This window comes from Serratia fonticola (assembly GCF_001006005.1).
GTDB classification, from domain to species: Bacteria; Pseudomonadota; Gammaproteobacteria; order Enterobacterales; family Enterobacteriaceae; genus Chania; species Chania fonticola.
Genome location: NZ_CP011254.1, coordinates 5,841,736 through 5,868,330, shown reverse-complemented (window position 1 = coordinate 5,868,330; position 26,595 = coordinate 5,841,736). Strand labels below are relative to the sequence as shown.

Here is a 26,595-nt window from a genome sequence, read left to right as displayed (position 1 = left end):
CGTCCAGCACGGCGACCTGAGTTGTTTTTGTCTATTTTATGGAGCTATCGTTATGCGTAATCTGATCACTGCCGTTTTCATCTCTCTGATGTTCTCTTCATTCGTCTCCGCTGCGGAGATGCAACATCACCAACATGCCAGCCAAGACGCCGCCGTCTATCACTCTAAAGGGACCATCAAGGCCTGGGGTGAGCAGAAAGTGTCGCTCGCCCATCCTGCCATCCCTGCCTTGAACTGGCCGCCGATGACCATGAATTTCCTGCAGCCCCAGCCGCCATTGCCTGCCTTGGCTGCCGGGACTGCGGTGGAGTTCAGCTTCCGTCAGGTTGACGGTGGCTATCAGCTGACCGCCATCAGCGCCAGCCAAGACTAACGGGGGCACCATGTCCAGACTACTTTCTCACCCATTGCGGGTGGGCTGGCTGCTGCTCGCCTGTTGGACGGCGAGTGCGCAGGCAACCGGCCTGACGTTGGAGCAATCGTTGGCGGCGGCGGAGCGCTATTCCGCCGAGCTTTCGGCCAACCAGCATCAGGTGAATGCGCTGCAAAACATGGCGGATTCGGCGATGGAGTTGCCCGATCCCAAGCTTACATTCGGCATTGAAAACGTGCCGGTACAGGGCGGTAACGCCCGGCGCTTGACCCGTGACGGGATGACCATGGAGCGGGTTGGCATCATGCAGGATTATGTCAGCAGCACTAAGCGCCAACGTAAGGCGGATACCCTACGGGCCGAGGCCAATAAAACCGAAGCCAGCAGTGCGACAATCCGTGCCCGTTTGCAGCAGCAGACGGCACAAGCCTGGTTGGAACTGGCGCTGAGCCAGCAGACGCTGAAGGATGCCACGGTCTTGCTCAAGGAGAGTGAACGCCAGATCGCCGCCCAACATGCCGGAGTGGCCAGCGGCAGTTCGCCCGCTGCTAACGTCATCGATGCTCGCTTGACGCTGTTGGCGATGCAGGACCGGCTCAGTGAGGCACAGCGTGACGTCACCATCGCCCAGGCTCGCTTAACCCAGTTGACCGGGCAGCAGGTTGAGGGGATCGGTGGCCCGTTGCCACGTTTCGAGCGCCTGCCCGCCGAGAGCAATCTGTTGCGACAAGCGATAAAACAGCATCCGGAAGTCGTGCAGGCCAGCCGTGAGGCCGATGTGGCCAAGGCGCGATCGGCGCAGTCCGAGGTGGCCGCCATTCCAGACGTGGGGATAGAGGTGTCGTATGGCAAACGGGCCGATGGCTATGAGGATATGGCGGGTGTGATGTTTACCGTCGATCTGCCCCTGTTCCGCTCCCAGCGGCAGGATAAGGACTATGCCGCTGACGTTTCCCGCTCGATGGAAGCCAACGACCAACTGACGTTATTGATCCGCGACCATCAGGCCCAGTTAGATACGCTGCTGGCGCAGTATCAGGCCGCGCAGGCGCAATGGCAGCGTCAACAGCAGCAAGCGATCCCGTTGCAACAACAGCGCGTGGCACTGCAACTGGCGCAATACCGCAGTGGTAAAAGCGATCTCTCCTCAGTGTTGGAAGCTCGTCGGGCCTTGCTCGACAGCCGTCTGAGCGCCGGTAAGGCCGCGCGTGAATTGGCTCAGCTGTGGGCCGCCATCCGTTATCTCACCGTGCAGGAGGCAAAGTCATGAAAATGCGTTTTAGCCTGACGCTGTTAGCCGCCTTATTGGGTGGTGCTATGGGCGGTTACTGGTTTGCCGGGGAAAAAACCGCGGCGCAACCCGCTAGCGGCGGTGCCGAACGGCAGGTGCTGTATTGGTACGATCCGATGGTGCCAGGCCAGCGTTTTGATAAGCCGGGCAAATCGCCGTTTATGGATATGGAACTGGTGCCACGCTATGCCGATGAGCAGCAGGATGACGGTGGTGTCACTATCAGCGCCCGCCAGCAGCAGAATCTGGGCGTCCGTACAGCGGCTGCACAACTGCGTGAATTGAATTTGCAGCTTGATGCCTATGGCAGCGTTGCCACCGATGAGCGCGGCGTGCAAGTGATTGCCGCTCGGGCCAACGGGCTGATAGACAAACTCTATGTGCGTGCCAGCCAGCAGCAGGTAAAGAAAGGACAAGCGCTGGCACAGCTGTGGATCCCGGACTGGAGTGCTGCACAGCAGGAATACCTGGCGATCCGCAAACTGGGCGATAGCGCACTGACCTCTGCCGCCCGCCAGCGCCTGGCATTGCAGTTTATGCCTGAAGCCATCATTCGCCAGGTTGAACGCAGCGGCCAACCCCAGACCCGCATTACCATTACCGCACCAGAGAGCGGGTTTATCAACAAGCTGGACGCACGGGAAGGGATGCAGGTTACCGCAACGCAGGGCCTGTTTGAGTTGGCCAGTCTCGATCCGGTGTGGATGGTGATTGATTACCCGCAGGCGCAGGCCGGGCTGTTGCAGGTTGGCGATGCGGTGGCAGCCAGCTCCGCCAGTTGGCCGGGGGAACGCTTCACCGGGGAGGTCAGCGAGCTGCTGCCTAACGTCGATCCGCTTACCCGCACCTTTAAAGCGCGTATCGTGCTGAAAAATCCTCAACAGCGTCTGAAGCCGGGCATGTATTTGCAGGTGCAACTGGCGCAAAACGCCGGGGCCAAGCCGGTGCTGGCTATCCCGCAGGAGGCTCTGATCGGCAGTGGCGATCGCAACCGGGTGCTGGTGGCGGAAGGGAACGGCCACTTTGCTCCGGTTGACGTGGTCGCCGGCCTGGCACAGGACGGCTGGGTAGAAATCAAACAGGGTCTGCAAGCCGGACAACAGGTGGTCACCTCAGGCCAGTTCCTGATTGATTCCGAAGCCAGCATGCGCAGCGCCTTGCCACAGATGGCCGGGCAGGCGGGGGTAAAACAGTATCAGACGTTGGGCGTGGTCGAGGCGGTGGATGGCGCTACCGTCACGCTGTCGCACGATCCGGTGGCAGAGTTGCAATGGCCCGCGATGACCATGGATTTCACCTTGCCAGCGGGTGGCTTACCCGCCGGGATTGGCATCGGCAGCAAGGTGATGTTCCACTTTAGCGTGGATGAAAACGGCTCGCACATCAGCCAGATCATGCCGCAAGGAGGCCTCCAATGATCGCCTCCGTGATCCGCTGGTCGATACGCAATCGCCTGTTGGTATTGCTGGCTTCGATATTGCTGGCCGGGTGGGGCGTATGGGCGTTGCAGAAGGCACCGCTGGATGCGCTGCCCGATCTCTCTGACGTGCAGGTGATCGTCCGGGCGACCTATCCGGGCAAAGCGCCGCAGGTGATCGAAGATCAGGTGACCTACCCGCTGACCACCACCATGCTGACGGTGCCGGGAGCCAGCACGGTGCGGGGTTTCTCCATGTTCGGCGATGCCTACGTCTACATTCTGTTTGAAGATGGTACCGATCCTTACTGGGCGCGTTCGCGGGTGTTGGAGTCACTCAGTCAGGTGCAGTCTTCGCTGCCGCCGCAGGTCAAAGTGGCGCTGGGGCCGGATGCTACCGGCGTTGGTTGGGTTTATGAGTATGCGCTAGTCGATCGTACAGGTAAACACAGCCTGGCGGATCTGCGCGCCTTGCAGGACTGGACGCTCAAGTTCGAACTGAAAACCGTGCCTAACGTCGCGGAAGTGGCCAGCGTTGGCGGCATGGTGCGGCAATATCAGGTGATATTAAATCCGCAAAGTATGCGGGCGCTGAATATTACCCATCAGCAGGTGGTGAGCGCCATTCAGGATGCCAACCAGGAAGGCGGCGGTGCGCTGCTGGAGATGGGGGAGGCTGAGTATATGGTGCGCACCTCCGGCTACCTGAAAAAACTCGCCGACTTTAATAACGTGGTGATCACTGCGCGCGACGGTGTGCCGATCCTGTTGTCACAGGTCGCAGAACTGCGTGAGGGGCCGGAAATCCGCCGTGGCGTGGCGGAGCTCAACGGTGAAGGTGAAGTGGCGGGTGGCATTGTGGTCATGCGCTACGGTAAGAATGCGCTGGAAACCATTAATGCGCTGAAGGTCAAGCTGCAACAGCTTCAGCACACTCTGCCGCCGGGCGTGGAGATCGTGCCGGTTTATGACCGATCGCAACTGATCGAGCATGCGATCGATACGCTGTCATTCAAGCTGTTGGAAGAGTTCCTGGTGGTTGCGGTGGTGTGCGCCTTGTTCCTGTCCCACTTCCGCTCGGCGCTGGTGGCGATGGTGACTCTACCGCTGGGGATCCTGGGCGCCTTTGTGGTGATGCATTATCAAGGGGTTAACGCCAACATCATGTCGCTGGGGGGAATAGCTATTGCTATCGGCGCGATGGTGGATGCGGCGATCGTAATGATCGAAAACATGCACAAAGTGCTCGAGCAGTGGCGGCAACGCCATCCCGGCCAGCAGCCCACCTCAAAAGATTACTGGCACATTTCTGAGCAAGCGGCGGTGGAGGTTGGCCCGGCGCTGTTCTGTAGTCTGTTGATCATTACCCTGTCGTTTATCCCGGTGTTTTCGCTACAGGCGCAGGAAGGGCGGATGTTTGCGCCATTGGCGTTCACCAAAACCTATGCGATGGCGGTATCCGCCGGGTTGGGCATCACGCTGGTGCCGGTGCTGATGGGCTATTTTATCCGGGGCCGCATTCCGGACGAACATGCCAACCCGATCAATCGCTGGTTGATCCGCATGTATCAGCCGTTGCTGGCAGCGGTGCTGGCACGGCCTAAAACCACTCTGGGGATTTCCGCTCTGCTGTTGGTGCTGACCCTATTCCCGCTCAGCCGCCTGGGCAGCGAGTTTATGCCCCCGCTGGACGAAGGGGATCTGCTGTATATGCCTTCGACCCTGCCGGGGATCTCGGCCCGCGAGGCGGCACGGCTGCTGCAATTGACCGACAGGTTGATCAAAACCGTGCCAGAAGTGGACACGGTCTTTGGCAAGGCTGGGCGAGCGGAGACGGCAACCGATCCGGCTCCGCTAACCATGTTGGAAACCACCATTCGCTTTAAGCCCCGCGACCAGTGGCGGCCCGGCATGACGATGGACAAGCTGGTGGCCGAACTGGACAGCGTGGTCAAGGTGCCCGGTATTGCCAACGTCTGGGTGCCGCCGATCCGTAACCGTCTGGATATGCTGGCGACCGGCATCAAAAGCCCGGTAGGTATCAAGGTCAACGGCAGCAATATTGCCGATATTGAGCAGGCGGCCAGCCAGATTGAGCAGGTGGTGAAGCAGGTTCCAGGTGTGACTTCCGCACTGGCGGAGCGCCTGGCTGGAGGGCGCTATGTGGATATCGATATCGATCGCCAGCGTGCGGCACGTTACGGCGTTTCGGTGAAAGAGCTGCAATCGGTGGTCTCTACGTTGGTGGGTGGGGAAAACATCGCTGAAACCATTGAAGGACGCGCGCGTTATCCGATCAACGTCCGTTATCCAAGGGAGATCCGTGATTCTCTGCAAAAGCTGCGTGAATTGCCGGTGGTGACGGCGACGGGTGGGCAAGTACCTTTGGCAGAACTGGCGGATATTCGCATCACCGAAGGGCCACCGATGCTGAAAAGCGATAACGCCCGGCTTTCGGATTGGATCTATGTCGATCTGCGCGGGCGCGATTTGAAATCGGCGGTGGAAGAGATGCAGCAGGTGGTGGCACAGCAGGTGAAGCTGCCTGCCGGGGTTTCCCTAAGTTGGTCCGGGCAGTTTGAGTATCTGGAACGCGCTAGCGCCCAGTTGAAGATTGTGCTGCCGGTAACGCTGGCGATCATCTTCGTGCTGCTGTTTGTCACCTTCAACAGCGTGAGCGATGCGCTGCTGATCATGGCGACGCTGCCGTTTGCGCTGATAGGCGGGGTCTGGCTGCTGTATCTGCTCGATTACAACCTGTCGGTGGCGGGGGCGGTAGGCTTTATTGCCCTGGCCGGGGTGGCGGCGGAGTTTGGCGTGATTATGGTGCTGTACCTTAATCAGGCGTTGGCGAAACATCGTCAGCCCGGTCAGCCGTTGAGTCATCAGCAACTGATGGTGGCGATTAGCGAAGGGGCGGTGTTGCGCGTCAGGCCGAAGGTGATGACGGTGGCGACCATTATGGCCGGTTTACTGCCGATTATGTGGGGCGGTGGTGCTGGCTCAGAGGTGATGCAGCGGATTGCCGCACCGATGATTGGCGGTATGGTGAGTGCGCCATTGTTATCGATGTTGGTGATCCCGGCGGTGTATTCGCTGCTGCACCGCAAGGATGAAAAACCCGGTGCTGAGGCAGAGTAGTCGGCCCCTCACCCCAACCCTTATGTCTTGATCTTCTCCGCCTTAGCGGAGAAGATCCCCGACTGATCATCGGGAGATAGCCGGTGAGCTCCCCCTAACCCTAGTGCCTATGAGCCCGTGGGAGAGATTGTGCCCCGGCTGTCTATTTCCCTGTCGCCTTCTAGACCGAACGGTATCCTGTGCCTATGAGCACCCACATATAAGGATGGTCCGGCGATAAATTTCAGACATGGTTATGGAGTGCCATAATGCGTAGAACCCCTGTCGGCGTTGATATCGCCAAACACAAATTTGATGTCGCCGTACTGCTGGACAATCAGAAGTATAAAACCAAAAAGTTTGCCAATACCCCTTCTGGATGCCGCGAGTTCGCAGCCTGGTTGAGCCGCTTTGGCGACTGTCATGTCTGTATGGAAGCCACCGGGAGCTACAGTACGGAACTGGCCACTTATCTGGCAGACAACAACTACCACGTCAGTCTGATGAACCCGGCGTGTATCCATTCCTTCGGCAATACAGAACTGGCCCGGAACAAAACGGACAAAAGCGATGCAGCGATGATAGCCCGCTACTGCGCACTGCATCAGCCTGACCCGTGGTTCCCAGCCCCGTTGAGCGAACGCCAGTTGACCGCGTTGGTCAGGCATCTTAAGAACCTGGAAGAGATGCGTCAGATGGAAGAAAATCGCCTGGAGGTGGCCGAAGCAGTCATCGTCCCTTCACTCAATGAGCACATCGCCACGTTGGATGAACTGATACGAGAAACGAAGAAGAAAATCAGTCAGCACATCGATGATAACCCTGACCTGAAACGGGACAGCGAGTTGCTAAAAAGTATCCCTGGAGTGGGAGAGATGCTGAGCTCCAGCCTGCTGGCCTTCGCAGGAAACCTGCGTCGGTTCACCAGCAGCAAGGCCCTGGTAGCGTACGCAGGACTGAATCCACAGCGATGTGAGTCGGGGATGTTTAAAGGGAAAAGCCGGTTATCGAAAGTGGGACACGGTGAGCTACGAAGCGCGTTATACATGCCCGCGGTGGTGGCAAGCCAATACAATGTTGTGGTTAAAGACTTAACAGAAAGACTGAAGTTGCGTGGGAAATCGGGCAAAGAGAGAGTGTGTGCGGCGATGCGAAAACTGCTGCAACTGGCCTATGGTGTGGTGAAATCAGGAAAGACATTTAATGCGGAAATACCGCTTGCCGGATAGCCGACAAGACGGTATCTCTCCCACAGGGAGAGGGAGCTGGTACAGTGTTGTGGCAAGGTGCCGTGATCAATCTGTTAGCAGGGTAAAAGGCAGTTGATTTAGTGCCATGGTCAGGTAAGTTTCTGTAACGAATAGCGAACTCGATCGGTCCCCTCTCCCTGTGGGAGAGGGTTAGGGTGAGGGGACAACATGGGAATCAAAACCCTTTACTGCACCAAAAACGCCTTAAACTGCGGCGTCATCGTCGCGCTGAAACCGTCATCGGTTTTGCTGATCAGATACACCGCCAGTCCTTTCTCTTCGGCCAGTTTCAGCGCTTTTTCCGTGCCCAGCACCATCAACCCGGTATCCCAACCATCGGCTTCCAACGCCGTAGGGGCAATCACCGTAACGGAAACCAGCTTATGGGTGATAGGCCGCCCAGTGACGGGATCGATCACGTGGGAATAGCGCTGACCGTCCTGCTCGAAGTAGTTACGATAACTCCCCGCAGTGCTGATGCCGTAGCCTTGCAAATCCACCAGCGCTTGCACCGCATTTTCCCGGTCGGTGGGCTTTTGGATTGCCACCCTCCAAGGCTTGTTCTGGCCATTCACGCCGCGTGATGAAACGGCTCCACCCACCGATACCAGATAGTTGGTGATGCCTTTGCGCGCCATCAACTGGACCAACTGATCCACGCCGTAACCTTCGCCTAGCGTGGAGAGATCGACATACATCTCCGGGAGATCTTTTTGCAGCCATTCACCCCGGCTGTCGCTCAGCAGCTTCAGATGTTGCAAACCAATATGCTGGCGAGCCACGTCGATCTGCTGCTGGCTGGGGACTTTGACGGCCCGCTTATCCGGGCCGAAGCCCCACAGGTTAACCAAAGGGCCGACGGTGATATCCATAGCACCTCCGGTATCACGGCCAATGCGCTGAGCGGTGAGGATGATATCGGCCATTCCACGGGGGATGGGCTGCGGCTCGGCAGTGGTGTTCTGGTTGAAGCGGGATAACACCGAATCGGGGCGGTAGGTGGAAATATCGTCGTTAGCCTGCTCCAGCAGCGCATCGATCTCCTGCTGCAATTGTTGTTTGCTCTCGGTGATAGTGCCGCTGACCTTTACGCTATAGAACGTCCCCATGGTTTTGCCTTCGATGTCGATCTGGGGGCGGGTGTTGGCATCGTTACAGGCGGCTAGCAGCATCAGCGCCGCGCTGAGCAGCAGCCTTTTGGCAATGGAATTGGCCATAGAAAATCCTAAAAGCAGGGAAAGACGACGGGTATAAAACAAAATACGATAAATGGAAAGGGCAACGTGCTTTTTTACTGGCGTAATTCAAGAGCTTCGGCTAACGTCGTTTTCCAGCCTTCGCTTGAAAAATAAGAGTAAATCCATGAGTTCAAATGCGCTGACCAGTTTGTTGAGGCCATTTTTGCATGACCGCTTCCTGCATGCGTTGTTGCTGATGGGGATGCTGCTGTACGCCATTGGGCCACAGCCGCTGAGGGCACTCTCTGGCTTTATCGATTGGCGCACCATTATGACCCTGCTGGGGTTGATGCTGCTGACCAAAGGCGTTGAGGTTAGTGGCTATTTCGATTTTATCGGCCGCCAGATTGTGAACACCCTGCAAAGTGAACGTTCACTGGCACTGTTTCTGGTGTGTGCTGCTGCGGTGCTGTCGTCGTTTCTCACCAACGATGTGGCGCTGTTTATCGTTATCCCGTTGACCATTACGCTGAAAAAGCTTTCTTCACTGCCGATAAGCCGCCTGATCATCTTCCAGGCACTGGCGGTTAACGCCGGGTCGTTGCTGACACCGATTGGCAATCCGCAGAATATTTTGCTGTGGAGCAAGTCTTCGCTGACCTTTATGGAGTTTATCGGGCGCATGGCACCGTTCGGCATTATCATGATGCTGAGCCTGCTGGTGGTCACCTGGTTCAGTTTCCCGGCGCGGAAAATTGTCAAAGCCCCTAACACCCAACCCTATCCTTATCAAATGCGCCTGTTGCTGGCCAGTGTCGCGCTGTATGTGGCCTTTCTGATCTGCTTGGATTTGGACGTGCCGTTGTATGGCATGTTACTGGTGTTTGCCGGTTTTCTGCTGTTGGCTCGCCAGGTGCTGCTGCAGATTGACTGGAGCCTGATCTTCGTATTTCTCGCCATGTTTATCAATATTGGCTTGCTGACCCAACTGCCAGCGCTGCAGCCGCTGTTTGACCAGATTGCCTCGCTGGCGGACGGCAGCGTATATGTGTTGGGGATCGCTTTATCCCAAGTGATCAGCAACGTCCCGGCGACCATTTTGTTGCTGAACTATGTGCCGTCCAGCGCCTTGGTGGCCTATGCGGTAAACGCCGGGGGATTTGGCCTGGCGATCGGCTCACTGGCGAACCTGATCGCCCTGCGGATGGCGGGGGAACGCCAGATCTGGCTGCGGTTCCATTACTATTCGATACCCTTCCTGGCATGGGCTACGTTGGTGGGTTGGCTGTTACTGGGTTAATTCGGCTCAGCCGCTCCACGGCCAGGGTAATCTCCCCTGGCGTGAGGGCCGAGAACCCCAGTAACCAGCCGTCGCGTCTGGCTCTGGCGTTCTGATACTGGGTGGACAGGCCGGGAGTAATGACGCCTAGCTGTTGCGCCTGCCGGGTCAGTTCTGCCTCTTGGCCCACCGGTAGCCAAACGCCGAGCTGAAGCCCGCCGCCCGCGTGCTGTGGCGTGGCAAAATGCCCCAGGTGCTGTGCTAGCTGCGTTAGTAGCCAATCACGGCGGCTGCGATAGAGTTGGCGCATATAACGGATGTGGGCAGCAAAATGCCCTTGCAGAATAAACTCTGCCGTGACGGCCTGTGCCAACTGAGCGCAATGGCCGTCATATACCGAACGTGCGGTGGTGAACGCTGCCACCAACGCGGGGGGCACAATCAGATAGGCCAGCCGTAGCGAGGGGAACAGCGCTTTGGAGAAGGTGCCGACATACAGCACCGTGCCGTGGCGATCCAGACCCTGCATGGCGGGCATCGGTTGGCCGTCATAGTGAAACTCGCTGTCGTAGTCATCCTCAATAATCCAACTTTGCGATCGCCGGGCCTGTTCCAATAGGGCCAATCGCCGTTCCAGGCTGAGTGCCACGCCGGTGGGGTACTGATGCGAAGGCGTCAGATAGATCAGGCGAGGGGGAGGCAACGAGCCGTCTGGCTGCAGCCCGGCCTCATCCACTGCCACCGGTACCAGATTGGCTCCCGCGCTGGTAAATGCGTTCTTGGCCCCGTTGTAACCAGGCTCCTCGACCCACACCACATCTCCATTATCGATCAGCAAGGTGGCAATCAGCTGCAATGCCTGTTGGGAGCTGGTCAGGACGATCACCTGTTCCGCGTCGCAGTTCACGCCCCGGGTTTGGCCGACGTAACCGGCAATGGCTTCACGCAGCGGCAAGTAGCCTTGGGGATCGCCATAACGCAGCAGCTTTTCCCCCTGTAGCCGCAGCCGTTGGGCGGTGAGCTGTTGCCACAGCTTCAACGGGAAGGCGCGCAGATCCGGTGAACCGGCAGCAAACGGTAGTGGCTGTTGTGGATCGCGGCAGCCACCGGTTTGCACAATCGCCAAACCGCGCTGTGAGAGCCGCAGTTGGCCGCTGGATTTGCGTATTGGCGCAGGCTTGGCGATCTGGATAGCGACAGAGGTGCCTTGGCCCACCCGGCGATGTAGATATCCCTCGGCTTCCAGCTGCGCATAGGCGGCTTCGGCGGTAACCCGTGAGATGCTCAGATCGGCCGCCAGAACCCGCGAGGAGGGCAGGCGCTGGCCCGCGCTTAACGTGCCGCTATGGATCGCCGTGCGCAACGTATTACACACTCGCTCACGTAGTGTGCCCGTCGCGTTATCCGCCTGTTGAAATAGCGTCAGCAATACCTGAGACATAATCGGTCTTATCACCTTGGCAAAATGGGTCTCAAACATAAGACCAAAATCAGGCACTATTGTCATCAACCTTAAGGCACTGGAGTTGCACTATGAACGTCTCTTCACTGGTATTGGCTTTTCCCCCGGCAGCGGCAGCACAAAGCCTGGACTATCTGGCGGCTAAGCTCAGCTTTTACGCCGACTCGGCGGACGTGGCGGAAGATTTGCGCAATGGCGTCAGCGAGATTGTGGTGATCGATACCCGTGCCAGCGCGCTCTACTCCGCCGGGCATATTCCTGGAGCGCTGAGCTTTCCCCATCGCTTAATGGATGAAAGCAGTACCTCATCTCTCGATCGTGACAAGGTCTATGTCACCTACTGCGACGGTATCGGCTGTAACGGTTCCACCCAGGGGGCATACAAGTTGGCCAAGCTCGGTTTTCGGGTCAAAGAGCTGATTGGTGGGCTGGATTTCTGGCTACGCGATGGCCATCCGGTGGCCATCGGTGTTGAGCAGGGGACGATGCAGGGGCGGGATAAAGCACCGGAGTGCGGCTGTTAAAACAGCGCCCACAGTACCAATGCCAATACGATAACGCCGACAACCAGCGCCAAAGGCTTACTGAATAGCGACTGTAAAGGCTGCGGCAGGGCAGCGATTAGCGGGTTAAGTAATGGCTGTGGCTGTTGGACGTCACTGTGTAGCGACGGAGCGTGGCCAGCCTTGTCCAGACGGCGGGTAAACAGTTGCTGGATCACGTCGTTTAGCTGCGCGTGGGTCAACGGCGTATTGAGGTTGCCGTTAAAGCGGTGCTGGCAATAGTCATTGAGCTGTTGCTGCTCCTGTTGGTCTGCTGGCTGTTTCAATACCGCCAGCAGGTTTTGCAGCGTCGGCGCCGTTTGTGGGCTGAGCGCCAATTTCACCTGCATAAACTGACTGAGCAGTTGGAAGTGGCGTGCGGGCAACGGATCGTTGATTTTTACCCCGACCAGATCGAACAGTGCCTGCCAGAGTTTGGCCGTTGTCTCGCCGGTAGCCGCGCTGAGCTTGGTGACTTGCAGCTGCAAGTGCTGATGTTCCGCAGGCAGCAGCGAACGATCGCTGGTGGCCGTTTGTTGCGGATGAGGGATTGTCAGTTCGCCGGTTTGCAGCAGGTTCAACACTTGCTGGAGCTGTGGGTGGCTCAACTGGCTTAACACCGTATGGCCAAACTGCTGGCGGATAAAGTCGCTGACCGCCTGGCGGTTATTGCCTTGTGGCAACAGTTCAGTGAGCTGTTGCAGCAGTTGGCGGCTGGCATGGCTCTGTTGTGCCACGCCAAGGCGGTTTTGCAGTAGCTGCTCGGCCGGTTGGAAATGGCGCGCCAACAGTTCGCTGTGGTTATCCGCCCCTAATTCATGACGCAGCGTGGCCCAGATCTCGGCGGATTTGGCCGGGCTGAGGGCCATGATCTTGACGATCAGTTTTTCCAACTGGGTGCGTTGGGCTGGGGAGAGCGGTTGATCGTCGGCAGGGGGGATTTTGCCTGCGGTCGGAGGGTGATCGGCTGCGCCAGGAGCGCCAGGTCCACTTAATGGTTGCATATCACCAGTCCTTCGCAGTGTATAAAGTCGACATACCCGGCGAAAAGCACAGGCTTAATCGCTTATGATACCTGTAATTTCGTGCCATCAATACCGCCGCCAGACATTTCTTTACAGGCTAATCGTTGCTTATCCTATTTGCGCCGCTAAGATAGGCGCAGATACGGCATTGAGGGCGTGATGATAAATCGGCAGCGGATTGCAAAATGGTTTTTAACCCTGGCTTGCCTGGTGGTACTGACGTGCCTCACCCAGCGCATGGCGGGTTTGCATACCTTGCAATTAGCTCTTGGCCTGCCCACTGTCAGCGTTAGCCAATCTTCGGCCAGCGGTGATGAAGAGGCCACCACCACGACCCCTTGTGAGCTGAGTGCTAAATCGCTGTTGGCCTCTCCACCGGTGATGTTTGAAAACGTGCTGTTTGGCCTGGGGATGTTGCTGGTCCTGCTGGCTCCGATCATCGCTCCACGCCTGCCGTACCCTCCTGTACGCGTTATTTCCCCCCCCACCCTCAGGGTGCATCTGCGATTATGCGTGTTCCGTGAATGAGTTAATCCCTCGTTAAACCGAGTGACTAATTTATTTATGGAGAACAATTATGTGGAATATCATCAGGCTGGCGTTGGCTTGCCTGTTAGTGCTTTGGCTACCTGCAACACAGGCAGCGGATAGCGGCTGGCTGCAAAGCCCGCAGAACGATCATGCGCAAGTCAGGCTGCGTGCCGACACCAGCAACGGGGACGAAACCCGTGTGCTGCTCGCTGTTGAGCTGGAAAAAGGATGGAAAACCTACTGGCGCTCACCAGGGGAAGGCGGCATTGCGCCAGCAATCACCTGGCAGGGTAACCCACCACCGGCAACCTGGTTCTGGCCAACCCCGCAGCGCTTTGACGTGGCGGGGATTTCGACGCAGGGCTATCAGCAGCGGGTAACGCTGCCCATCGTGTTCAAGGGGGCTGTGCCACAGCAACTGGAGGGAAGGCTTACCTTATCCACCTGTAGCAACGTTTGCATCTTGACCGATTATCCGTTCAAACTGGATCTCACCACTCCGGCTGACCCAAAATTCAATCACGACTTTGCTCAGGCGATGGGGCAGGTGCCGATTGCCAGCGGGTTGGTGGACAGCCTGCGTGCCGGTTATCGCAACGGTGAGTTGCAGATTAGCGCCGAACGCACTGCGGGCTGGCAACAACCTGAGCTGTTCTTTGATACCTTAGCAGGAGCCGATCTGGGCAAGCCAACGGTCAGCAGTGATGGCGAGAGTCTGCAAGCGCGAGTTCCCGTGAGTGATGGTTGGGGAGACGCAGCACCGGATCTGCTCGGTAAACAGCTGCGGCTGGTTATCAGCGATGGTGGAATCGCTCAGGAGGCTACGCTGACCATTGGCGGGCCGCTTGCTTTACCTTCCACCGTGGCTTTCCCCTTATGGCAAGCGGTGTTGATGGCGCTAGCGGGCGGTTTCATTCTTAACCTGATGCCTTGTGTGCTGCCGGTGCTAGGGATGAAGCTAGGCTCCATCTTGCAGGTCGAACAGCGCGATCGGCGTAGCGTGCGTTGGCAATTTCTGGCCTCTTCCTTGGGGATCGTGGTGTCCTTTATGGCGCTGGCCTTGCTGATGACGCTGTTGCGCCTGAGCAATCACGCGCTGGGCTGGGGTATCCAATTCCAAAACCCGTGGTTTATCGGCTTTATGGTGCTGGTGACGCTGCTATTCAGTGCCAATCTGTTCGGCCTGTTCCACCTGCAACTCTCTTCCTCGTTGAATACCAAGCTGGCCACCCATAACGGGCGTGGCTTGAGCGGTCATTTCTGGCAGGGAGCGTTTGCCACGCTGCTGGCAACGCCTTGCTCTGCACCTTTCCTGGGAACTGCGGTAGCCTTTGCATTGGCGGCTCCGTTGCCGGTGCTTTGGGGTATGTTTGTGGCGCTGGGAATTGGCATGAGCCTGCCTTGGTTGTTGATTGCCGCCTGGCCTGCGCTGGCGTTACGCCTACCACGTCCTGGCCGCTGGATGAACGGGATGAGGCTGGCGCTGGGCTTGCTAATGCTGGTTTCTTCGCTCTGGCTGCTTAGCCTGATGACCAACCATATCGGCGTGAAGCCGACTCTGATTGTCGGTGCCATCTTGCTGCTCGGTTTATTGCTGGCGGTGTGGCAACGGTTAGGTGCCCGGTCAGCGGGGATCGCGACGGCCAGCGTGCTGGTGGTAGGCGGTTTGGCATTGCTGGTGGGATCGTTGACGGCCAACCAATGGCGACAGCCATTGCACGACAACATCGCCTGGCAACCGCTTTCTGAGCAGGCGATCGCACAGGCGCTGGCCGACAACAAACGGGTGTTTGTCGATGTGACCGCCGACTGGTGTGTAACCTGCAAGGCTAATAAATACAACGTGTTGTTGCGCGACGAGGTGCAAAAAGCACTCAGCGCCGAGGATGTGGTAGCGTTGCGCGGTGACTGGAGCCGCCCGTCGGAAAGCATCTCGACCTTCCTGCAACAGCGCGGCAGCGTTGCCGTTCCCTTTAACCAAATCTATGGCCCCGGCTCGCCAGACGGCGAAGTGTTGTCACCGCTGCTCACTCGCGAAGCCGTTCTGCAAGCCCTGTCTACTGCCAAAGGAAACCAAAAATGAACAAGTTACTGATGTTACTGCTGCTGATTGTCACCCCGGTCTGGGCTGCGGCCCCTTTCACCGCCGAGCAGGAAGTGCGGATCAAAGAGCTGATCCGTGAAACGCTGGTCTCTAACCCAGATATTCTGGCGGAAGCGGTTAACGCCTGGCAGCAGCAAACCAACGACCAGCAAATCGGCCAGGCTATTGAGAAAAATAGCAAAATCTTGTTCGACGATCCCGCCAGCCCACGATTGGGGGCCAAGAATGCCAAGCTGACGCTGGTGGCTTTCACTGATTACAACTGCCCGTACTGTAAGCAGTTTGATCCGATGTTGGAGAAGATCGTCAACAAATATCCCGATGTGGCGCTGGTGGTGAAGCTGCTGCCGTTCAAAGGGGAAAGCTCGATCGCCTCGTCGCGGGTGGCGTTAACGGCTTGGGAACAGCATCCAGAACAGTTCTGGCCGTTGCATCAACGCCTGATGGCGAAAAAAGGCTTTCATGACAACGCCAGCATCGCCGCTGCCCAAGATAAAATCGGGGTTAAGCAGGTTGCACCGACTGAACAGAGTATGACCACGCTACGCACCAATATGCAGTTGGCGGAACAGTTTGGTGTGCAGGGAACGCCAGCCACCTTGATTGGCGATCAGATGCTGCCGGGCGCGGTGTCTTATGAGGATCTGGAAGCGTTAGTGAAGCAGCAATTGGCGAAGGTAAAAAATGGCTAGGTTGCGGCGCTGGGCGCGCGAACTGCTGATTTTGCTGTTGCTCGTGCTGGGCGTGACGTTCGCCATGGACTGGTGGCGGGCCCCGCAGGCTCCCTTGACCTTTGACCAACAAATGCTCGAAACCCTGGATGGAGAGCAGGTGTCGTTGGCGCAGCTCAGCCAGGATAAACCTTTGTTGGTCTATTTCTGGGCCAGCTGGTGTGGGGTTTGCCGCTTTACCACGCCTTACGTGGCCAAGCTGGTGGCAAACGGCGGTAACGTCATGACCGTGGCGCTGCGTTCGGGCAATGACCAGCAGGTTGAGCAGTGGTTGGCGGCTAAAAAGTTGCAACTGCCGGTGGTGAACGATGAGCAGGGCAAGCTATCGGCGCAGTGGCAGATTGGCGTAACGCCGACCATTGTGGTGATCTCTCAAGGCAAGGTGGTGCAGAGCACCACCGGCTGGACCAGCTATTGGGGCATGAAACTGCGGCTCTGGTGGGCCAGTATTTAGTCTCAATGGTTAAATAACATACCCGACCGTAGGGGCGCTGCATGCTGCGCCCTATTTTGCGGTAGTGACATTTAATTCCCCATAACCTCAACAATCGCCCGGCAAAGCCGGGCGATCCCTTCGGTAATCAGCTCCGGCGTATTGGCGGCAAAATTCAGCCGCAAGCCATGTGCGCCGTGCTGCTCCTCAACATAAAAGCATTCGCCACGGGCAAAGGTGACACCCTGTTGCCAGGCTATTGGCATCAACGTGGTGGTGCTTACGGCAGGTGGTAATTCCAGCCAGATAAACAGCCCTCCCGCGGGGATGTCAAACCGACAGCCCGGCGGCAGGTGCTCGCTTAATGCAGCCACCATCGCATCACGGTGCTGGCGGTACATCCTTCCCGCCCGGCGCAGCTGCTTGTCGTAGCTGCCAACGGTGACAAAGGCGTCCAGCGCGCGCTGGATCAGGTTGGAGCTGGTAAAGCTGTCGACGTGTTTGAGCCGTGAGAATTGCAGATACTGTTCGCTGTCTGCCACCAGATAACCGATGCGCATGCTGGGTAGCAGCATTTTGGAGAAGGTACTGACATAGATCACCGTGCCAGCGGGAGCCATGGCGCGCAGTGACGGCAGGCTTTTACCGTTGTAACGCAGATCGCCAACAAAATCGTCCTCCAGGATCACTATCCCGGCCTGCTGAGCCAACGCCAGCAAGCGGCTGCGGCGGGCTTCGCTCATACAACGCCCGGTGGGGTTATTGAAATTGGGGATGGTGTAGATCATTTTGGGCTGATGCCGGGCGATCAGCTCCGGTAGTTGCTCAACGCACATGCCATGACGATCGCTGGGCACTGGAACAATGTTGATCTGATGCAGGCGCAGTAATCCCAGAGCTTCGGCATAGGTGGGCTCTTCGACAATCACCGTATCTCCTGGGCGTAATAGCGTCTGGAAAATCAGGCTGATGGCATGTTGCGAGCCGTTGGTGATCAGCACCTGTTCGGCACGGGTGGGGATACCTTGCGCGGTCAGGATCCGGCTCAGCGTGTCGCGCAGCGGGTAGTAACCACAATAATCACCATAGCTGAAAGCCTCTTCCGCATGACGGCTGAGGATCGACAGCAGGATCTTGCGGAACGCCTCAAGCGGGAACACCTTGGGGCTACCGACGCCAGCGGCAAAGTTGATGATGTGCTCCGGCAAAGGAATATCCGGATAACCGTCCAGTCGCGACGTCGTGGTGGTGAAGCGATCCGCAGGGAATAGCTCGCTGGATGCTGGCCGTTGCTGCATGGGGGCCGGTTGCAGGTGGCGCACATAGGCACCGCTGCCACGTCGCTGTTGTAACAATCCTTTGGCCGTCAGTTCGGCGTAGGCACTTTCCACCGTCAGGCGGCTGACCGAAAGCTCGGCGGCCAGGCTGCGCGTTGACGGCAATTTATCGCCATCGGCAAAGGTGCCGCCAAGAATGGCGCGACGCAGCGCTTCTTCGATCTGTAGATACAGCGGAATGTCCTGCTGACGATCCAGTGGAATGTGCATGAAATTGGCCCGGTCATAAAAGTCTACTTTCACTATATCCCAGAGTAACAAGGCTTGGCTCCGATAAAAGTGGCCTGCATAACATCGTAGTAAAGTGGCTATGGTGGCAAAATCTGGCCGCGTTAAAATCTCCGCCAGGTGATTAAGCGGTGGAATTTTGAGGGTGTTATGTCGTTACCGTCGGGTGTTGTTGCAGAACCAGTTGTGGTCAGTGGAGGGATCCTGCGGGGAACCAACCAGGGTTACGTGATCGCCATAATCAGTGCCATGCTGCTGGCCTTTACCGCCATCATCATCCGCGCGCTGACCGAGTATTACCATCTACCGACGTTTGTGCTGGCCTTCTGGCGTGCGGCTCTGGTGGCCCTGGTGTTGTTACCGTTATTGCTGCTGTTCAAACCGCAATGGGCCTATCTGCGTCGTGAACAGGTGCCGTTCTACGCGGGTTACGGTTTGCTGTTGGCGTTGTTTAACAGCTTATGGACGCTGTCGGTGGCGCTCAATGGCGCCTCGGTGGCGACTATTTTGACCTATTGCTCGGTCGGTTTTACCGTGTTCCTGGGCTGGATGATGTACAACGAACGCCTCAGCCTGCGCGAGTTGTTGGTGATTGTGGTCAGCCTGGGCGGCTGCTTCCTGGTCAGCAACGGCGACAGCATGGGCAACAGCCGTTTTGATCTGTTGGGGCTGATGGTCGGCATGCTGTCCGGCATTGGTTACACCCTGTATACCCTCGGCGGGCGTATCGCCAGCGAGCGGCGTTACCCGGTGTGGAATACCATCCTGTACGTATTTGGTTTTTCCGCCGTGTACCAATGGTTGTTCAACACCTTGCTGACGTTGTTCCCCTTGGCGGCATTTCACGGTATGGCGGGGGACCTGTGGTTTCTGTCCCAGGGAGCTCAAGGCATTCAGTGGAGTGGCTGGCTGTTGCTGCTCACGCTGGCCGCCGGGCCAACGCTGCTGGGATTTGGCCTGTACAATATCAGCCTGAAAACCCTGCCGCTGGCGGTGGCCAACCTGATCCTGTCGCTGGAGCTGGTATTTACCGCGGTCATTGCCTATTTCCTGTTGGGGGAAAACATGAACCAGTTACAGCTACTGGGTAGCGCGTTGGTGATGGGCGGGGTGTTGATGCTGAGAAAAGCCAAGTAGGCTTGGTTTTCTGCGCCAGTTTGTTACCATTGGCCGCGAAACAACAGGGTGCACACAGCAAATGATGATTAATCCAAGGTTAAAACGAGCGCTTATCGCTTGATTGGGCAGTGTTTTATGAACGAAAGACACTGCCACAGACACTACGTTCCGTGGCTCTTGCAATTGATATACCCGTCGTCTTTCAAGCTGTAGCGTTGTTACCTGCACTTACACACCCCAGTCACTTACGAAAAAGTAAGCTCCTGGGGATGAGTAAGCTTGTCGCCTAGCTACAACTTGAAATCCATAGGGTATAAGAAGGAGACGCCATGTCTGAGAAACACTGGTCACAAGTAGAATTACTCCACCAGACGGTAACCAACCCCAATATCCTGATCAAGGGAACCCACAGTTATTACAGCCATTGCTGGGATGACAGCTTTGAACGTTCCGTGGTGCGCTATTTGCACGGCGATGCGGTCAGCCAACAGTGGGAGCCCCTGGGGCAGCTAGACAGGTTGCACATTGGCGATTATGTCTGTATTGGCGCCGAAGCGGTGATCCTGATGGGCGGGAATCATACCCATCGTATTGATTGGCTGAGCCTGTATCCCTTTATGGAAACCATCCAGGCGTCTTATTTGCCTAAAGGTGATACCAGCCTTGGCGATGGCTGCTGGATCGGGATGCGGGCCATGCTGATGCCTGGCGTGACGATTGGCGAAGGGGCGATAGTTGCCGCCGGTAGCGTGGTGACTGCGGATGTAGAACCCTACGCTATCGTTGGCGGTAATCCGGCCCGGATGATTAAACGGCGGTTCTCTGCGGAGACAATCGAGCGTTTACTCGCGTTGCAGATTTACGATTTGCCCGCCGAGGCGTTCGCCAGCATCCAGCCCTTGTTGGCCAGCGATGATATTGCGGCCTTGGAGCAGGCTGTTGAGGCTATACGCCAATAATAAGTCGGGCGGGTTAACCCCGCCCGATGTTCAACCAGCTCACAATATCGGGGCGCTGCATGCAGCGCCCTTTGTGCATTACTCAACTTCTGTCGCTTCCCCAGTGATACGGCGGTGCTTGCGGAGTTTGCGCAGCAGTGGGGGTAACACCAACACCGCGACGGCCAGCACCAACAGGCATTGGGCAATGGCACTGCTCCACAGAATGTCAAAGTTCCCGTTGCTGATGGACAACGCTCGGCGCAGGTTTTGCTCCAGCATTTCCCCCAACACAAACCCCAGGATCAGCGGCGACATCGGGAAGTGCATTTTGCGCAGGATATAGCCGAACACGCCTAGCCCCACCATTAGTAGCAAATCGAAGGTGGTGCTGTGCACCGCATAGACCCCAACGGCGGAAACGGCAGCGATCGCCGGTACCAGGAACCACAGCGGCACGGTCAGCATACGGGTGAACAGGCCAATCAGCGGGATGTTCATGATCAACAGCATGACGTTGGCGATCAGCAGCGCGGCGATCAGCCCCCAAACGATATCCGGCTGTTCGGTGAACATTGCCGGGCCAGGGGTGATATTATACAGCGTCAGTGCCCCCATCATGACCGCCGTAGTGCCTGAACCCGGTACGCCCAGGGTCAGCATCGGGATAAATGAACCGCAGGCGGAAGCGTTATTGGCGGCCTCCGGCGCGGCGACGCCACGAATATCCCCTTTGCCAAACGACTCGCTGTTACCGCTGATGCGCTTCTCCGTCATATAAGTAAGCGCACTGGCAATGGTCGCTCCGGCACCTGGCAGAATACCGACGAAGAAACCGACAAAGGAGGATCGCAGGGTAGGGCCAACGCACTCGGCAGCTTCTTTACGGTTAAACAGCATACGGCCGGTTTTGCGGATCAGCTTCTGGCCCGTGCTGGTGCTTTCCAGCATCAGCAAGATCTCGCTGACCGAGAACAGCCCGATCACCACCACAATAAACTGAATGCCGTCGGAGAGGTGTACGCTGTCGAAGGTGAAGCGATACACGCCGGTATTGGCGTCCACCCCCACCGTGGCCAGCCCCAGACCAATCAGGGCCGCCAGCAGGGATTTCAACGGGTTCTGGCTCATCATGCTGCCAAGGCAGGCAATGGCAAAGACCATCAGGGCAAAGTATTCTGCCGGGCCAAACGCCAGCGACCAGCGGGCCAGCATCGGGGCGAACAGAATAATGCCGATAATGGCGACCAGCGAGCCGGTGAAAGAGCTGACGGCGGAGATCGACAGGGCAACCCCTGCACGGCCTTGTTGGGCCATCGGGTAGCCATCCAGCGCGGTCATGATTGCGGCGGCATCCCCCGGGACGTTGAGCAGGATCGAAGAGATCCGCCCGCCGTATTCACAACCGATATACACCGTGGCAAGCAGGATCAGGGCCGACTCGGCGGGCAACTTCAAGGCGAAAGCCAGCGGTAAGAGGATCGCCACGCCGTTGATCGGGCCAAGGCCCGGCAGCAGCCCGACGATGGTGCCCACGAAGCAGCCGATCAGGGCAATCATCAGGTTCTGGGGCAGCAGTGCCACTTCGAACCCTTGTGATAAATACATCCAGGTTTCCATTATCGCTCCCGTTAGCTCAGCCAAACGCCGAGTGGCAGTGTGACATCCAGTAAATAATCAAAGGCGTAGAACAGCGCAACGCCCATCACGGTGCCGGAAATCAATGCGGCCTTGATGCTGGCCTGGAACAACAGACCAATGCTGAACGTCAGCAGGGCTGTTGCCAGCGGGAAGCCGAGCCACTCGAATCCCCAGGCGTACAGCACCAGCGTGATCACCAGTACCAGCAGACGTTGCAGCACTTTGTGATGCGGCCACTCGACTAACTGTGGCCGACGTAACAGCAGCAAGGCGGCACACAGGGCCATCAGGCTCAGGATGGCCAAAGGGAAGGGGCGTGGCCCCAAAGGTTCGTAGCTGTATTCGCTCTGGATGCCCCAACCGAGAAACAGGCCGCCGCCGCACAGCAGTAACCACAGAGCAGCAAAAATACGATCGCTCATGCCAATTCCCCCGGTTATTTGGCCAGCCCGAACGCTTTGGCCTGTTCACGATACTGGGTAACCTGATTTTTCACGTAGGTATCCAGCTCCTTGCCGGTCAGGTTGAATTCAAACAGGCCGCGTAGATCGCGCTGTTGTTTGAACTCCTCGGTTGCCGTCATGGTTTTGAAGGTGTCAATCCACCACTGATACTCGGCCTCGCTGACCTTTGGGCCAAGGTAGAAACCGCGGATGATCGGCCACACCAGATTGAACCCCTGCTCCTTGGCGGTAGGGACATTTGCCAGCTCTCCCGGCAGGCGCTCTTCGGCATATACCGCCAGCACACGCAGCTTATCTCCCTTCAGGTAAGGCACCATCTCGCTCAAATCGCCGGAGACCGCCTGAATGTGATTACCCAGCAGCGCGGTCACCGGCTCGCCGCCCCCTTCAAATGCCACATAGCGCATCTTGTGGGGATCTACGCCAACTTCACGGGCCAGCAGGGCGGTTTTCATCCAGTCCTGGCTGCCAATGGAGGCTCCAGCACCAAATACCACGCTGTTCGGGTCTTTTTGGAAGGCTGTCATCAAGTCTTTCAGCGTTTTGTAAGGCGAGTCGGCGCGTACGGCGATCATGCCGTAATCGGTGCCCACTGCCGCCAGCCACTTCACATCATCCACGTTGTAGCGGCCAAACTTGCCTTGCGACAGGTTCAGCAGGGAACCGCCAGAGAACGCCACCACGGTGCCAAATTCGGCTGGCCGCTGGGCAACGATGGCGTTATAGGCAACGGCTCCCACACCGCCGGGCATATAGGTGACGCGCATCGGCTTATCGATAGCCTTGGTTTCTTGCAACGAGACCTGAATCAGTTTGCAGGTGAGATCGAAGCCTCCGCCGGGTTTGGCCGGGGCGATACATTCGGTGCGTTTTGGCGCTTCCACGGCGAACGCCTGGTTGGCGGCGAACAGCAGAACAGTGGCGGTAAGCGTACGGGTAATTATTGTTTTCATGACGTTTCCCCATCGGTTTTGTTTCAGTTTGTGAGAATCCCCGCTGACACGGGGTTGCCAAATTGTTAAAACATAAACCTTTCATTTACCTTTCAGCGACCGGGAAAGTTTACAGGATGTGATATGCGTCTCTTGTTAGTGGAAGATCACCCCGAGCTGGCTCATTGGTTGCAGAAAGCCCTTACCGGCCTTGGGTTTGCGGTGGATGTGGCGATAGACGGCGTGGCGGCAGACCATCTGTTATTGCATGAAAGCTATGCGCTGGTGGTGCTCGATGTTGCACTGCCCCGGCTCAACGGGCTGGAGCTGTTGGCACGGTTGCGTAAGCGTGGGCAGACTCTGCCAGTATTGCTATTGACGGCCCGCACCGAGGTGGCCGATCGGGTTAAAGGGTTGAATCTTGGGGCTGACGATTACCTCACCAAGCCCTTTGAACTGGATGAATTGGAGGCACGCATCCGGGCGTTGCTGCGCCGCAGCGTTGGCGTGACGCAACAGGCATTGCAATACGGTTTATTGACCTATCACGACGAGGGCTACTTCTTGTTGGCGGAGAAACCTCTGTCGTTAACTCCCCGTGAGCTGGCGGTGTTGACCACCTTGATGCATCGCCGTGGCCGCCCGGTCGCCAAGCAGCAATTGTTTGAGCAGGTGTTTACGCTGTCAGACGAGGCTAATCCCGAAAGCATCGAACTTTACGTCCATCGCGTGCGTAAGAAACTCCAGGGGAGCAACGTGGCGATCGTGACGTTGCGGGGCCTGGGCTACAGCCTGGAGCTGTGCGATGAGGTGGTTTAAAGCACCGCGTTCGTTGTTCTATCAGTTGCTGCTGTTCTTTGGTTTGCCGCTGCTGGTATTGGGTGGGATCTCAATCTATACCCACTATTTCAGCGCGATGAGTGCGGCGACGATGGCCTACGATCGCACCTTATTGGCGTCGGCCCGCACGGTGGCGGAGCGGCTGGTGGTACGTAATCAGCGCTTGGAGGTAGATGTGCCTTATGTGGTGCTGGACAGCTTCGAGCGCAATATGAACGACCGGCTGTACTATCAGGTAATTTCCCCCGAGGGACGGAATATTTCGGGTTATAACGATTTGCCCAAGATGCCACCTTATATTCCCCGCTCCAACCTCTATCCGGCCCTGGTGCATTTTTACGATGCGCACTATCGCGGGCAGCCAATCCGCGTGGCGGCGCTGTTCCAGCCGGTGAATGAGGGCGGGGTGATGGGGATGGCGACCATTCTGGTGGCGGAGACGTTAGAGTCGCGGCGCTATCTGGCGCGGCAGATGCTGCTGGCGGCGCTACTCAGCCAGGGGACAGTGGTGGTATTGACGCTCACTCTGGCTTACATCCTGCTGAAAAAGCTGCTGCAACCGTTACGCAAGCTGTCCAGCATGATGCTGCGGCGCGATCCGGGGGAACTGACGCCTTTGCCGATGGTGCTGCCCTGGTCGGAAATGCAGCCGCTGCTGCTGGCATTCAACCGCTATATTGAGCGGCTGCGGTTGATGGTGGCGCGTCAGGAACGCTTTAGTGCCGATGCCTCCCACCAGCTACGTACGCCGCTCACGGTTTTGAAAACCCAGGTGGGGGTGGCATTGGCCAGCGAACGGCCCGAGCAATGGCGTGAGAGTCTGGAAGGGATGAGCGCCACCCTGGACAGTACCGTTGCGTTGACCGATCGCCTGCTATACCTCTCGCGGCTGAAGGCGCACGAGCATCAGGCCGAGCGTAAGTTGCAGCCGGTTAATCTGGCGCAGGTGTTACGCGACGCCTGTTTTTCGCGCCTGCCGCAGGCTCGCAGCAAGCGGATCGATCTTGGCTACGAAGGGGCGGGAGTGTGTTGGGTGGGCGGTGAGGCGTTGCTGTTGGCGGAGCTTTGCGCCAACCTGCTGGATAACGCACTGAAATACACGCCAGCCAAGGGGATTGTGACCGCCCGTTTATTGATGGTGGATGGGCAGGGGTTGCTAGAGATAGAAGACAGCGGGCCAGGCATTGCGCAGGATCAGACGGTCGCTGCGCTGCAACCGTTTCGTCGGTTGGATAACGTTGGCGATCAGCCTGGGGCTGGGTTGGGACTGGCATTGGTTAAAGATATTACCGCTTATCACGGCACCCGCCCGGAACTGCTGAGTTCTGACGCACTAGGCGGTCTGTTGGTGCGGGTACGTTTTAAGCTGTTGGGGTGAAAGGGGGCGTATTTCCCCCTCAGTCTTATGGTGTTACGGTGCTTTTTCTACGCCCTAACGGCGTGCGCAGGCGCTGTGACAGGATCACCCCCAGCAGAGCGACACCGCCACCAATCAGATGGTAGCTATGCAACTGTTCATGCAGGAACAGGACCGCAATTATCGCGGTGAACACCGGTGCCAGGTTCATAAAGATCGACGCCTTGTTGGCCCCCAGGCGCATTACCCCCTGGATCCACAGGAACGGCGCGGCAATCGACGCGGGGATACCGGCAAACAGCACCAGTGGGATGTTCTGGCTGGTAAGCTGCACGTCTTGTGCCATCAGGAAGTTCGGCAACAGCAGTACCACGCCAAACACGATCTGCACATACAACGACTGCCAGTTGGGCAACGGGATCGCCCAGCGTTTGGTCAACACGCCGTATAGCGCGTAGGAGGCCGAAGCTGCGAACATCATCAGTTCACCTTTGCCGATGCCGTGTTGCAGCAGCAGCCCGGGTTGCCCCGCGCTAACCAGCCACACCAGCCCGCCCAGAGACAGGATACTGCCCAGTGCGATACCCACGGTGGGGGCAACGCGCAGGACAAAGATACCGATTAACACCGTCAACAGCGGGATCAGGGAGTTGAGGATACCCATAAACAGCGCGCTGACGCTATGCGCGGCGTAATAGGCCAGGCTTTGATACAGGACCATCCCTAGCAGACCGAGGATCATCAGTTTCCACCAGTTGGCGCGAATGGCTGGCCAATTGCGGAGCGCTCCCGGCAGCACGAAAGGGGTGAGCACGATCAGCGCCAATGCCCAACGATAGAAGGAAATGGCCGCTGGATCGATGGCGGTTGCCGATACTTTACTGACTACGGCGTTAATCGACCAGATCAGCACCGCCAGCAGGGGAAAGAGCACGTTCATGATAATAATTCTCAACAACGAATAACATGCTGGCTAGTCTACCCGTGTCCGGTTTATTATATA

General features: G+C 57.5%; 23 protein-coding genes. 15 read left to right on the top strand and 8 right to left on the bottom strand.

Annotation, left to right across the window (positions count from 1 at the left end):
• Positions 1-52: 52 nt before the first annotated feature.
• The 5 genes from WN53_RS26045 to WN53_RS26025 all read left to right on the top strand — a co-directional run bounded on the left by WN53_RS26045 (position 53) and on the right by WN53_RS26025 (position 7,430).
• Entirely contained in the window at positions 53-373 is a 321-nt protein-coding gene (locus WN53_RS26045) for a copper-binding protein (RefSeq protein ID WP_024486011.1), read from the top strand.
• A gap of 10 nt (positions 374-383) precedes the next feature.
• The gene (locus WN53_RS26040) at positions 384-1,643 is read left to right on the top strand and encodes a TolC family protein (RefSeq protein WP_024486012.1); all 1,260 of its coding nucleotides are present in this window, start codon (positions 384-386) and stop codon (positions 1,641-1,643) included.
• Complete coding sequence (locus WN53_RS26035) at positions 1,640-3,082, top strand: efflux RND transporter periplasmic adaptor subunit (protein ID WP_024486013.1); 1,443 nt, start codon at positions 1,640-1,642, stop codon at positions 3,080-3,082. Before WN53_RS26040 ends, WN53_RS26035 begins: the two co-directional genes overlap by 4 nt.
• Positions 3,079-6,222, top strand: a complete 3,144-nt coding sequence (locus tag WN53_RS26030; RefSeq protein WP_024486014.1) for an efflux RND transporter permease subunit — start codon at positions 3,079-3,081, stop codon at positions 6,220-6,222. The genes WN53_RS26035 and WN53_RS26030 overlap by 4 nt, the downstream gene beginning before the upstream one ends.
• 248 nt (positions 6,223-6,470) lie before the next feature.
• Positions 6,471-7,430, top strand: coding sequence for an IS110 family RNA-guided transposase (locus tag WN53_RS26025; RefSeq protein WP_046807998.1), 960 nt, complete (start codon positions 6,471-6,473; stop codon positions 7,428-7,430).
• A 206-nt stretch (positions 7,431-7,636) separates the two neighbouring features.
• Here the strand turns inward: WN53_RS26025 and apbE are convergent, their stop codons facing one another.
• Positions 7,637-8,668 (bottom strand): FAD:protein FMN transferase ApbE, encoded by a 1,032-nt coding sequence (gene apbE, locus WN53_RS26020; RefSeq protein ID WP_024486883.1) that lies wholly within the window; start codon positions 8,666-8,668, stop codon positions 7,637-7,639.
• A 145-nt stretch (positions 8,669-8,813) separates the two neighbouring features.
• On the opposite strand from apbE, the gene WN53_RS26015 reads away from it, so the two are divergent.
• Positions 8,814-9,929, top strand: a complete 1,116-nt coding sequence (locus WN53_RS26015; protein WP_024486882.1) for an SLC13 family permease — start codon at positions 8,814-8,816, stop codon at positions 9,927-9,929.
• Here WN53_RS26015 and pdxR (WN53_RS26010) read toward each other — a convergent pair.
• Complete coding sequence (gene pdxR / locus WN53_RS26010) at positions 9,898-11,349, bottom strand: MocR-like pyridoxine biosynthesis transcription factor PdxR (protein WP_390901735.1); 1,452 nt, start codon at positions 11,347-11,349, stop codon at positions 9,898-9,900. The genes WN53_RS26015 and pdxR (WN53_RS26010) overlap by 32 nt on opposite strands.
• 92 nt (positions 11,350-11,441) lie before the next feature.
• Between pdxR (WN53_RS26010) and WN53_RS26005 the strand changes: the two genes are divergently transcribed.
• Positions 11,442-11,894 (top strand): rhodanese-like domain-containing protein, encoded by a 453-nt coding sequence (locus WN53_RS26005; protein ID WP_024485618.1) that lies wholly within the window; start codon positions 11,442-11,444, stop codon positions 11,892-11,894.
• On the opposite strand, the gene flk is transcribed toward WN53_RS26005, so the two are convergent.
• A complete protein-coding gene (gene flk, locus WN53_RS26000) occupies positions 11,891-12,916 on the bottom strand; it encodes a flagella biosynthesis regulator Flk (protein ID WP_024485617.1) in 1,026 nt (341 codons plus the stop codon). The two genes, WN53_RS26005 and flk, sit on opposite strands and share 4 nt — an antisense overlap.
• A gap of 180 nt (positions 12,917-13,096) precedes the next feature.
• On the opposite strand from flk, the gene WN53_RS25995 reads away from it, so the two are divergent.
• The 4 genes from WN53_RS25995 to WN53_RS25980 are packed head-to-tail and all read left to right on the top strand — an operon-like array spanning position 13,097 to position 16,757.
• Positions 13,097-13,465 carry a hypothetical protein gene (locus WN53_RS25995; protein ID WP_024485616.1) on the top strand — a complete coding sequence of 123 codons (369 nt, stop codon included), beginning with the start codon at positions 13,097-13,099 and terminating at the stop codon, positions 13,463-13,465.
• A 49-nt stretch (positions 13,466-13,514) separates the two neighbouring features.
• Complete coding sequence (locus WN53_RS25990; RefSeq protein WP_024485615.1) at positions 13,515-15,551, top strand: protein-disulfide reductase DsbD family protein; 2,037 nt, start codon at positions 13,515-13,517, stop codon at positions 15,549-15,551.
• Positions 15,548-16,264 carry a DsbA family protein gene (locus tag WN53_RS25985; protein ID WP_024485614.1) on the top strand — a complete coding sequence of 239 codons (717 nt, stop codon included), beginning with the start codon at positions 15,548-15,550 and terminating at the stop codon, positions 16,262-16,264. The genes WN53_RS25990 and WN53_RS25985 overlap by 4 nt, the downstream gene beginning before the upstream one ends.
• Positions 16,257-16,757 carry a protein disulfide oxidoreductase gene (locus WN53_RS25980; RefSeq protein WP_024485613.1) on the top strand — a complete coding sequence of 167 codons (501 nt, stop codon included), beginning with the start codon at positions 16,257-16,259 and terminating at the stop codon, positions 16,755-16,757. Before WN53_RS25985 ends, WN53_RS25980 begins: the two co-directional genes overlap by 8 nt.
• Positions 16,758-16,828: 71 nt before the next feature.
• Here WN53_RS25980 and pdxR (WN53_RS25975) read toward each other — a convergent pair whose 3' ends face one another.
• Positions 16,829-18,283, bottom strand: a complete 1,455-nt coding sequence (pdxR, locus tag WN53_RS25975; RefSeq protein ID WP_046808529.1) for a MocR-like pyridoxine biosynthesis transcription factor PdxR — start codon at positions 18,281-18,283, stop codon at positions 16,829-16,831.
• Between the two features lie 168 nt (positions 18,284-18,451).
• Here pdxR (WN53_RS25975) and WN53_RS25970 point away from each other — a divergent pair, with 168 nt between their 5' ends.
• Together WN53_RS25970 and WN53_RS25965 are read left to right on the top strand one after the other, a co-directional pair.
• Positions 18,452-19,438, top strand: coding sequence for a DMT family transporter (locus WN53_RS25970; RefSeq protein WP_024485612.1), 987 nt, complete (start codon positions 18,452-18,454; stop codon positions 19,436-19,438).
• Positions 19,439-19,749: 311 nt separating this feature from the next.
• On the top strand, positions 19,750-20,379 hold the full coding sequence (locus WN53_RS25965; protein WP_024485611.1) for a CatB-related O-acetyltransferase: 630 nt from the start codon (positions 19,750-19,752) through the stop codon (positions 20,377-20,379).
• 78 nt (positions 20,380-20,457) lie between these two features.
• Here the strand turns inward: WN53_RS25965 and WN53_RS25960 are convergent, their stop codons facing one another.
• From WN53_RS25960 to WN53_RS25950, 3 genes are read right to left on the bottom strand one after another with little or no spacing between them, the layout of a single operon-like run.
• Positions 20,458-21,978 (bottom strand): tripartite tricarboxylate transporter permease, encoded by a 1,521-nt coding sequence (locus WN53_RS25960; RefSeq protein WP_024485610.1) that lies wholly within the window; start codon positions 21,976-21,978, stop codon positions 20,458-20,460.
• Positions 21,979-21,989: 11 nt separating this feature from the next.
• Positions 21,990-22,421 carry a tripartite tricarboxylate transporter TctB family protein gene (locus WN53_RS25955; protein ID WP_024485609.1) on the bottom strand — a complete coding sequence of 144 codons (432 nt, stop codon included), beginning with the start codon at positions 22,419-22,421 and terminating at the stop codon, positions 21,990-21,992.
• A gap of 14 nt (positions 22,422-22,435) precedes the next feature.
• Positions 22,436-23,416: a Bug family tripartite tricarboxylate transporter substrate binding protein gene (locus tag WN53_RS25950; protein ID WP_021178586.1), complete on the bottom strand. Its 981-nt coding sequence runs from the start codon at positions 23,414-23,416 to the stop codon at positions 22,436-22,438.
• Between the two features lie 123 nt (positions 23,417-23,539).
• Between WN53_RS25950 and tctD the strand changes: the two genes are divergently transcribed.
• The gene (gene tctD / locus WN53_RS25945; protein ID WP_024485608.1) at positions 23,540-24,214 is read left to right on the top strand and encodes a transcriptional regulator TctD; all 675 of its coding nucleotides are present in this window, start codon (positions 23,540-23,542) and stop codon (positions 24,212-24,214) included.
• On the top strand, positions 24,201-25,613 hold the full coding sequence (locus WN53_RS25940) for a sensor histidine kinase (protein ID WP_024485607.1): 1,413 nt from the start codon (positions 24,201-24,203) through the stop codon (positions 25,611-25,613). The genes tctD and WN53_RS25940 overlap by 14 nt, the downstream gene beginning before the upstream one ends.
• Before the next feature lie 25 nt (positions 25,614-25,638).
• On the opposite strand, the gene WN53_RS25935 is transcribed toward WN53_RS25940, so the two are convergent.
• A complete protein-coding gene (locus WN53_RS25935; RefSeq protein WP_024485606.1) occupies positions 25,639-26,532 on the bottom strand; it encodes a DMT family transporter in 894 nt (297 codons plus the stop codon).
• Positions 26,533-26,595 lie beyond the last annotated feature (63 nt).

What these genes read in the sequence shown, in the direction of transcription:
- WN53_RS26045 (WP_024486011.1), top strand. Translation starts at nt 53, where the DNA reads ATGCGTAATCTGATCACTGCCGTTTTCATCTCTCTGATGTTCTCTTCA.
- WN53_RS26040 (WP_024486012.1), top strand. Translation starts at nt 384, where the DNA reads ATGTCCAGACTACTTTCTCACCCATTGCGGGTGGGCTGGCTGCTGCTC.
- WN53_RS26035 (WP_024486013.1), top strand. Translation starts at nt 1,640, where the DNA reads ATGAAAATGCGTTTTAGCCTGACGCTGTTAGCCGCCTTATTGGGTGGT.
- WN53_RS26030 (WP_024486014.1), top strand. Translation starts at nt 3,079, where the DNA reads ATGATCGCCTCCGTGATCCGCTGGTCGATACGCAATCGCCTGTTGGTA.
- WN53_RS26025 (WP_046807998.1), top strand. Translation starts at nt 6,471, where the DNA reads ATGCGTAGAACCCCTGTCGGCGTTGATATCGCCAAACACAAATTTGAT.
- apbE (WP_024486883.1), bottom strand. Translation starts at nt 8,668, where the DNA reads ATGGCCAATTCCATTGCCAAAAGGCTGCTGCTCAGCGCGGCGCTGATG.
- WN53_RS26015 (WP_024486882.1), top strand. Translation starts at nt 8,814, where the DNA reads ATGAGTTCAAATGCGCTGACCAGTTTGTTGAGGCCATTTTTGCATGAC.
- pdxR (WP_390901735.1), bottom strand. Translation starts at nt 11,349, where the DNA reads ATGTCTCAGGTATTGCTGACGCTATTTCAACAGGCGGATAACGCGACG.
- WN53_RS26005 (WP_024485618.1), top strand. Translation starts at nt 11,442, where the DNA reads ATGAACGTCTCTTCACTGGTATTGGCTTTTCCCCCGGCAGCGGCAGCA.
- flk (WP_024485617.1), bottom strand. Translation starts at nt 12,916, where the DNA reads ATGCAACCATTAAGTGGACCTGGCGCTCCTGGCGCAGCCGATCACCCT.
- WN53_RS25995 (WP_024485616.1), top strand. Translation starts at nt 13,097, where the DNA reads ATGATAAATCGGCAGCGGATTGCAAAATGGTTTTTAACCCTGGCTTGC.
- WN53_RS25990 (WP_024485615.1), top strand. Translation starts at nt 13,515, where the DNA reads ATGTGGAATATCATCAGGCTGGCGTTGGCTTGCCTGTTAGTGCTTTGG.
- WN53_RS25985 (WP_024485614.1), top strand. Translation starts at nt 15,548, where the DNA reads ATGAACAAGTTACTGATGTTACTGCTGCTGATTGTCACCCCGGTCTGG.
- WN53_RS25980 (WP_024485613.1), top strand. Translation starts at nt 16,257, where the DNA reads ATGGCTAGGTTGCGGCGCTGGGCGCGCGAACTGCTGATTTTGCTGTTG.
- pdxR (WP_046808529.1), bottom strand. Translation starts at nt 18,283, where the DNA reads ATGCACATTCCACTGGATCGTCAGCAGGACATTCCGCTGTATCTACAG.
- WN53_RS25970 (WP_024485612.1), top strand. Translation starts at nt 18,452, where the DNA reads ATGTCGTTACCGTCGGGTGTTGTTGCAGAACCAGTTGTGGTCAGTGGA.
- WN53_RS25965 (WP_024485611.1), top strand. Translation starts at nt 19,750, where the DNA reads ATGTCTGAGAAACACTGGTCACAAGTAGAATTACTCCACCAGACGGTA.
- WN53_RS25960 (WP_024485610.1), bottom strand. Translation starts at nt 21,978, where the DNA reads ATGGAAACCTGGATGTATTTATCACAAGGGTTCGAAGTGGCACTGCTG.
- WN53_RS25955 (WP_024485609.1), bottom strand. Translation starts at nt 22,421, where the DNA reads ATGAGCGATCGTATTTTTGCTGCTCTGTGGTTACTGCTGTGCGGCGGC.
- WN53_RS25950 (WP_021178586.1), bottom strand. Translation starts at nt 23,416, where the DNA reads ATGAAAACAATAATTACCCGTACGCTTACCGCCACTGTTCTGCTGTTC.
- tctD (WP_024485608.1), top strand. Translation starts at nt 23,540, where the DNA reads ATGCGTCTCTTGTTAGTGGAAGATCACCCCGAGCTGGCTCATTGGTTG.
- WN53_RS25940 (WP_024485607.1), top strand. Translation starts at nt 24,201, where the DNA reads ATGAGGTGGTTTAAAGCACCGCGTTCGTTGTTCTATCAGTTGCTGCTG.
- WN53_RS25935 (WP_024485606.1), bottom strand. Translation starts at nt 26,532, where the DNA reads ATGAACGTGCTCTTTCCCCTGCTGGCGGTGCTGATCTGGTCGATTAAC.